At 70.7% G+C, this 6,342-nt stretch carries 10 protein-coding genes and 1 pseudogene; 2 read left to right on the forward strand and 9 right to left on the reverse strand.

Features of this window, described 5'->3' with window-relative positions; genetic code table 11:
* The 7 genes and pseudogenes from H3C53_02220 to H3C53_02250 form a co-directional block, all read right to left on the reverse strand.
* Nucleotides 1-723 (reverse strand): acetoacetate decarboxylase family protein (locus H3C53_02220; GenBank protein MBW7915492.1); only part of this gene is annotated, 723 nt, incomplete at its 3' end.
* Nucleotides 720-1,478 carry a glucose 1-dehydrogenase gene (locus tag H3C53_02225; protein MBW7915493.1) on the reverse strand — a complete coding sequence of 253 codons (759 nt, stop codon included), beginning with the start codon at nucleotides 1,476-1,478 and terminating at the stop codon, nucleotides 720-722. The genes H3C53_02225 and H3C53_02220, both read right to left, overlap by 4 nt.
* Before the next feature lie 83 nt (nucleotides 1,479-1,561).
* A complete protein-coding gene (locus H3C53_02230; protein MBW7915494.1) occupies nucleotides 1,562-2,398 on the reverse strand; it encodes a metallophosphoesterase in 837 nt (278 codons plus the stop codon).
* On the reverse strand, nucleotides 2,395-3,450 hold the full coding sequence (locus tag H3C53_02235) for an aldose 1-epimerase (GenBank protein ID MBW7915495.1): 1,056 nt from the start codon (nucleotides 3,448-3,450) through the stop codon (nucleotides 2,395-2,397). Before H3C53_02235 ends, H3C53_02230 begins: the two co-directional genes overlap by 4 nt.
* Before the next feature lie 23 nt (nucleotides 3,451-3,473).
* The gene (locus H3C53_02240) at nucleotides 3,474-3,854 is read right to left on the reverse strand and encodes a reactive intermediate/imine deaminase (GenBank protein MBW7915496.1); all 381 of its coding nucleotides are present in this window, start codon (nucleotides 3,852-3,854) and stop codon (nucleotides 3,474-3,476) included.
* Nucleotides 3,855-3,910: 56 nt separating this feature from the next.
* Nucleotides 3,911-4,183: pseudogene (locus tag H3C53_02245) on the reverse strand (type II toxin-antitoxin system PemK/MazF family toxin).
* A gap of 30 nt (nucleotides 4,184-4,213) precedes the next feature.
* Entirely contained in the window at nucleotides 4,214-4,462 is a 249-nt protein-coding gene (locus H3C53_02250) for a hypothetical protein (GenBank protein ID MBW7915497.1), read from the reverse strand.
* Nucleotides 4,463-4,601: 139 nt separating this feature from the next.
* Between H3C53_02250 and H3C53_02255 the strand changes: the two genes are divergently transcribed.
* Together H3C53_02255 and H3C53_02260 are read left to right on the forward strand one after the other, a co-directional pair.
* Nucleotides 4,602-4,880, forward strand: a complete 279-nt coding sequence (locus H3C53_02255; protein MBW7915498.1) for a hypothetical protein — start codon at nucleotides 4,602-4,604, stop codon at nucleotides 4,878-4,880.
* A complete protein-coding gene (locus tag H3C53_02260) occupies nucleotides 4,862-5,446 on the forward strand; it encodes an SIS domain-containing protein (GenBank protein MBW7915499.1) in 585 nt (194 codons plus the stop codon). The genes H3C53_02255 and H3C53_02260 overlap by 19 nt, the downstream gene beginning before the upstream one ends.
* A 15-nt stretch (nucleotides 5,447-5,461) precedes the next feature.
* On the opposite strand, the gene H3C53_02265 is transcribed toward H3C53_02260, so the two are convergent.
* The gene (locus tag H3C53_02265) at nucleotides 5,462-5,896 is read right to left on the reverse strand and encodes a PIN domain-containing protein (protein MBW7915500.1); all 435 of its coding nucleotides are present in this window, start codon (nucleotides 5,894-5,896) and stop codon (nucleotides 5,462-5,464) included.
* On the reverse strand, nucleotides 5,893-6,147 hold the full coding sequence (locus H3C53_02270; GenBank protein ID MBW7915501.1) for an antitoxin: 255 nt from the start codon (nucleotides 6,145-6,147) through the stop codon (nucleotides 5,893-5,895). Before H3C53_02270 ends, H3C53_02265 begins: the two co-directional genes overlap by 4 nt.
* Between the last annotated feature and the right edge of the window lie 195 nt (nucleotides 6,148-6,342).

The following is a 6,342-nucleotide window of genomic DNA, read 5'->3' on the forward strand; positions in this document are numbered from 1 at the left end:
CAGGTAGTCGTGCACGACGCGGCCGAACGGGAGCGTGAAGTCGGCGCGCCAGTGGTAGGCGTCGCCCACCTCCACGACGGGCAGACGGTGGAGCGGGAACTGGGCGTTCGGGCGCAGCTCCACGGTGGCGGGACCCACGTGGCACTCGTGGACGACCACGTCCTGCAGCGTGCGGGCCGTCAGTTGCCGGATGGCCGTCTCGCCCGTCACGTGCGGCACGACCTTGTAGTTGAGGTTCGTGGCGAAAGGCACGAGCGCGAGGAGGTCGGCCAGCGCGCCGCGCCGCGGCTTGTACGGCGTGGTGGCGGTGACCACGTCGATGCCGTTCCGCGCCGCCACCCCCACCAGCAGGTCGCCGCGCGCCTCCAGGCTGGGCGCGCCGAGCTTCTTGGGCTGACCGTAGACCTCGCGGCCGGTCGCCAGGCCGCCGTCGGTGGTGAGCATGAGGAGGGGAGAGAACGCGCCCCGTACGTCCGTGCCTGGCAGGAGCGCGTCGAGCTGCACGGCGAACTCGCGGTGAGGGCCGAACCAGTCCGGGTCGTGCATGACGTAGAAGTGGAGCAACACCACGTCGCTGGCGGCCTCGAGGGGCGCCGGTAGGAACTCCCGCATGGCCCGGGGGTCGGTCCGGTACCAGACCGACAGGACCTCGGTGTTCCTGAAGACGATCGGGAACTCCGGCACGAGCGGGGCTCCCATGGGCGTTGAGTAGGGGTCCGTCATCGACTGAGCCACCCTCCGTCGACCACGAGCGTGGTGCCGTGGACGAAGCTAGATGCGTCTGAGGCGAGGTAAACGGCGGCGCCCGCCAGCTCGTCGGCGGCGCCCCACCTGCCGGCCGGCACGCGCGCCAGCAGCTCGGCCGAGCGGCGCGGGTCGTGCTTGAGGTCGTGCAGCAGGTCGGTGTCGATGTAGCCGGGGGCTATCGCGTTCACGTTGACGCCGCGCCCCGCCCACTCGTTGGCGAGGGCGCGGGTGAGCCCTACGAGGGCGTGGCGCGAGGCGGCGTAGGCCGGCACGGTGAAGCCGCCCTGGAACGCCAGCACCGAGGCGACGTTGATGATCTTGCCGTGCCTGCGCTCGAGCATCGGCGCAGCGAGACGTTGCGAGAGCAGGAAGACGGAGCGGGTGGACAGGTCGGCGACCTCGTCCCAGTCGGCGGCCGTCCATTCCAGGGCTGGCTTGCGCACGAACGTGCCGGCGTTGTTGACGAGGATGTCGACGGCGCCGCAGCGCTCGAGCGCCTCCGCGGCCAGGGCCGCGATGCCTGCCTCGGTCGTGAGGTCGCCCACCAGGCTGACTGCCTCGCCGCCGGCCGCAGCGATGGCGGCCGCCGTGGCGCCCAGGTTGTCCGACCGCCCCACCAGGCAGACGCGTGCACCGGCCCGCGCTAGCGCGACCGCCATGGCGGCGCCCAGGCCGCGGCTGGCGCCGGTGACCAGCGCCGTGCGGCCGTGCAGGCCGAAGAGCTCGCTCAGGTAGGCGGCGCTGGCGGGCTCGCGGGCCGCGGGCGTAGTGGTGGCCACCGCCCCGGGCACCGCCTGCTCGTCGCTCCTCCGGGTCATGACACCGCCTCCGCCACTGGGTCGCCCGTAAGCGGGACCTCGTAACGCTGGAAGGTGGCGGACCCCTCGGGGCCCACCGAGACGAGGGTGTACTGCAGGGGCCGGATCACGAACTCGGGTGCCTCGGTGCCGGCGAACTGGAAGCAGGTGGACCGCGTGCCGATCACGGGGACCCCACCCACCTCCGTCGCGGCCGAGGCGTGGGCGTGGCCGAAGAGCACGGCGGCCACCTGCTCGGGCCGGCAGCGCGCCCACAGACGCTCGATGCCCGGGGGCAGCATGGTGTCGAGCCACGACACGCCCACCGGCACCGGATGGTGGTGCAGCACGATCACCACCCGATCGTGCTCGCTCAGCACGGCGTCGAGGTGCGCGAGGGAGGCCTCACGCAGGTCGCCGGCGCGCCCGCCTACGCCCAGGTCGAGGTGCGCGAACGCCACCCCACCGTGTTCCCAGCGGAGGTCGAGCGGCTCGCGCAGGGGCGTGGCGGGGAAGAGGTTGCGCAGCCAGGCGGCCCGCGGGTCGTGGTTGCCGGGCACGAGGTAGAGGGGCAGGTTCTCGAACCCTGGCCGCCGCAGCGTGAGGGGCCCGGGGGCGGCCGCCGTCCGGTCAGGCGCCACGCCGAGCAGGCCGCGCGCGAAGGCGTACTCCTCGTCGGTGCCCGCGTCCACCAGGTCGCCGGTGCTGAGGACGAAGTCGGCGCCGTGCGCGCCGGCCGCGGCGATGGCGGTGAGGAGCCGCTCGAGTGCCCAGGCCGTGGCGTAACCGCGGTTGACCGCGTCTGCCGAGGCGCCCAGGTGATGGTCGGTGATGTGGATGAGGCGGAGGGTCATGCCACGCTCCCGTCGGCGGCCACGCGGTTCACGGCTCCGGAGGACCGGAACGCGCTGGCGACCAGGGCGAGCTCGAGCGACGCACCCGGCGCCAACCGCAGCAGCGGCGCGCCCGACGCGTAGCTGGCGGGGAAGGTCGATTGCGGCTCCAGCGCCACCGTGTAGGCCCTCCCGTACCAGGGCGCGGCCCGCGCCCCGCGGTAGTTCTGCCAGTAGAGGAGGTAGGGGAGCACGCCGGCCGGCCAGCGGCAGGCGAACCCCACGCCCTCGCCGGGCTCGACCAGCGCGAACCAACCCTCCTCGAAGTCGGTCAGGTACGCCCAGTCGTGGGCCCGAAGGTCGGGACCGCCGACCTCGCTCAGGTCGAGGGTGCCGCCGTCGACCATCCGCACCAGGGGCCAGGCGGAGCGCTGGTCTGGGGCCAGGCGGCTCGTGACGTCGTGGTGGTGCGAGCTGGTGAGGACGGTGCGGGCGTCGGTGTATACCCGGCAGCCCTCCTTGAGGAACGGGGCGCCGAAGGCGGGGTGGTGGCCCCACATGAAGGCCACGTCGACCTCGCCCAGGTTGGTGGCGCGCTCGTCGATGAAGAGCGTCGGCGCGTCGTCCCTCAGCGTCATGGTGCGCTCGAGCCGGAAGGGACTCAGCACGGTGGCCACCTCGAAGGCGACCGTCACCTCGGTGGGTGTGTCGGTCAGCACCCGCCACGTCCACGGCAGGCGGCAGACCTCGCCGTGTACGCCGATCCGGGCGCCGTGGAAGTCGGCGGCGTCGCCGCAGACGGGGAACAGCTCCTGCCAGCCCCCATGGTAGCGCAGCAGGAACTCCGCGCCGGGGGTGTGCGCCACCGGCTCGAGCGAGCCGGCCGGGCGGAGCGGCCAGGGGCTGCGCCACAGGAAGTCGGTGTCCGTCGGCTTGTGCACGAACTCGACGATGTCGGCCCCGAGCCCGGGCAGGACGGTGACGCGCAGCCGCCGGTTCTCGAGCGTCACGACCTCGTGACCCAGCGTCCGGGACGTGCTCCAGCGGCAACCGTGATGGCGTGACCCGAGCATCGTCGCCTCCGGTGGGCCGGGCCTCAGGCCTCGGCCGTGAACTCGATCTCGACGCGCGCGCCGAGCGCGAGGGCGCTCACCTGGACGGTCGTCTTGGGCGGCGCGTGCTCCCCGAAGTGGCGCTGGTAGACCTCGTTCATGGAGGCCCACTCGCCTAGGTCGGTCATGTAGATCGTCACCCGCACCACGCGGCTCAGGCTCGTGCCGGCGGCGGCGAGGATGACCCGCGCGTTCAGGAACACCTGCTCGGTCTGGCTGCTCACGTCGCTTCCGGCGAGGGCTCCGGTTGCCGGGTCGACGCCGACCTGGCCCGCGAGGTAGACGGTGGCCGGCGAGTTCGAGACGGCCGCCTGACTGAAGGTGGGGTTCTGAGGAGGGCAGTCCGGCGGGTTGACGAGGCGCATGTGGCTAGCTCCTTCGGTGGGTACGTAGATAATATATAATCTTTGCCCCTTAGGGCATCGTTGAGCACTGCCGCCGGCGACGTTGCCGCCTTCTGAACCCGCCCGAACCGGAGATCCACGGGCTTCACCTGTTCGACCATCACGAAGCCCGTGACGGACAGGCCCTCGGGGAGCGCGACGTGTGGCGGGAAGCCGCGGTCGGTGCTCGTGATCGGGCATGCGATGCAGAGGCCGGTGCGCTGGTTGAAGACGTCGTTACTTACCACGAGCGCAGGACGCCGCCCGCGCTGCTCATGTCCAGCCTGTGCGTCGAAGTCGAGGTAGACGATGTCGCCATTACGGGGGACGTAGTCGGCCGCTCACCATTCCTCGCGGGGGCCACGCGCTCTCCAGTCGTACTCACCGACCTGGTGATCATCTCCACCTGCGGGGAGGAGGACGGAGAGGTCGTGACGACCGCGGCGGGGGTTCGCGGCCCTGACCGTCAGCGCGCCCGCCTTGACGGTGATGGAGACCTCGTCGCCGACGACGATGTCCACCTGGGAAAGCGGTTCCTCGCTGAGGCGGATGCCCTGGCTGTTGCCCCACCGCTGCACCTTCGTGGTCATGCTCGCGCCTCCTGTGGCTACACGAAGTGTAGCCGTGGGAGGCCAGGTTCCGGTCCGTCGCCCACGGGTTTGCCAACTGGCTGGTCCGGCGCCTTCGCTCGTCAAGCCCGGCCAGAAGGAACCATGCGAGGCGTACCGCGTGAGCCGCGTGACGGCGCGCCAGGCCATCAAGAACCTGGTCGACGGCGGCTTCCTCACCCGCAAGGCCGGGCGCGGCCCGTTCATGAAAACCCCGCTCCTCGCGGCGGGTGAGCGCGGGCTCCGCTCGTTCAGCGAGGACGTGCGCGACCTGAGCCTCTGCCCCGGCTCGGTGCTGCTCGGGCCCGGCGTCGATCCCGCCGACAACACCGAGCCGGGGCGCCTCGCCCTCGAGCCCTCAGACACGGGGAAGGTGCGAGCATGTCAACCCTTCACGTAAGCAAGCTCGCCGCCATCACCGAGAAGGCCGCCGCCGCCAACGAGGACGCCTTCGAGGAGGCGTCGACCGCCACGGCCTACTCCCTCGCCGCCGGTGGCCTCGTCCACCTCTACGGCTCCGGCCACTCCGGCTCCAACTCGTCGGGCATAGACACCGCGCTCTACGCCAAGAAGCGCGGCCTCACCGTGGTGGCCATAACCGCCAAGGCCAACATGGACAAGCCCGCCACCCACAGCTCCGGCAAGCGCCTGCCGCACGCCTCCGACATCGTGATCGACACCGGCGCGCCCGTCGAGGACGCCATCGTCCCCATCGAGGGCTGGTCCCGCCCCGTCTCCGGCTCCTCCACCGTGCTCGCCATGATCATGATGCACGAGCTCGTCTCCAGGACCGCCCAGAAGCTCGCGGCGCGTGGGCTAGAGCTGCCCGTCTTCGCGTCGCCCACCATCCCCGGCGTGACGCTGCACGACACCGACGTGATCTACGGCGTGTACCGCGAACGGATGATCGAGGCGCAGCGGAAGCACCTGCCGGAGTTCAAGAGGGTGATGGCTGGGGAGGGGTGAGGGGCGCGCCGGGGGTCACTCGGCCGAGGGCACCAACCGAGCTACTCCGGGGAACCGCGCGAAGTCGTTGTCGAAGCTGACGACCGTGGCGCCGTACTGGATCGCCAGAGCGGCCAGGTGCGCATCGTTCACCAGGTTGCCGCCACGGCCGGTGGCGTCCAGCAACGCACGCATACGTCGGGGGTGTTCCCGGTCGGGTTCCGGGGTAATCACGTTGGCGCGACCGAGCCAGACCTCCACGATGCCCAGCGCTTGGCCGACCGTTAGGGGTCTCTCGTAGACCGCCGCATGAGTGATCAGCCTGACGAAGGCGAGCAAGCAGATCCAGGGGATGAGCACTGCCTCCCGCTGGTCGGACAAGGCGGCGTCGAGCCAGCGCTTCGCGGCTTGGTGGTGAGCGGCTCCGCCGTCCACGGCGTAGAGCAAGACGTTGGCGTCGACGATGGTCACTTGCCGAGTACAGTCTTGCCAAGAAGCGCTTCGTCTTCGAGTTCACCCGCCAGTTGAAGTGCTCGTTCGACTGGCAGTCTCGCGGCGCCCAGGTCGAACACTGGCGTGCTGAAGGGCTCGACCGGTGCGTCTGGGCCGAGGCCACGCACGATAGCCGAGTTGACGACTTCCTTGAACGAGAGCCCGCGTTCGCGCATCGCCTTCTGCACCAGCATCGCCGCCTCGGGGGTCAGGGTGACGGTCGTTCGCATGCGTGCATCATGACATCAAGTGCCTAGGCGTCATGATGCACGCGCTTCATGCGGCTCGTCTGCACCTCGCCATGACCCTAGCCGGCGAGAGAACCGCGTTCCTTCCGGAGCCTCACGGTCGCAGCAGCGACCGTGGCGAGGTTGTCATCGGTTACGGCGAACCCGAGAAGGTAGTTCTTGACCCCGATCTCAAGT

Source organism: Trueperaceae bacterium (assembly GCA_019454765.1).
Classification (GTDB): domain Bacteria; phylum Deinococcota; class Deinococci; order Deinococcales; family Trueperaceae; genus JAAYYF01.

Coding starts and splice junctions, on each gene's coding strand:
- H3C53_02270 (MBW7915501.1), bottom strand. CDS start 6,147: ATGCGAACGACCGTCACCCTGACCCCCGAGGCGGCGATGCTGGTGCAG.
- H3C53_02240 (MBW7915496.1), bottom strand. CDS start 3,854: ATGCGCCTCGTCAACCCGCCGGACTGCCCTCCTCAGAACCCCACCTTC.
- H3C53_02250 (MBW7915497.1), bottom strand. CDS start 4,462: ATGACCACGAAGGTGCAGCGGTGGGGCAACAGCCAGGGCATCCGCCTC.
- H3C53_02260 (MBW7915499.1), top strand. CDS start 4,862: ATGTCAACCCTTCACGTAAGCAAGCTCGCCGCCATCACCGAGAAGGCC.
- H3C53_02230 (MBW7915494.1), bottom strand. CDS start 2,398: ATGACCCTCCGCCTCATCCACATCACCGACCATCACCTGGGCGCCTCG.
- H3C53_02235 (MBW7915495.1), bottom strand. CDS start 3,450: ATGCTCGGGTCACGCCATCACGGTTGCCGCTGGAGCACGTCCCGGACG.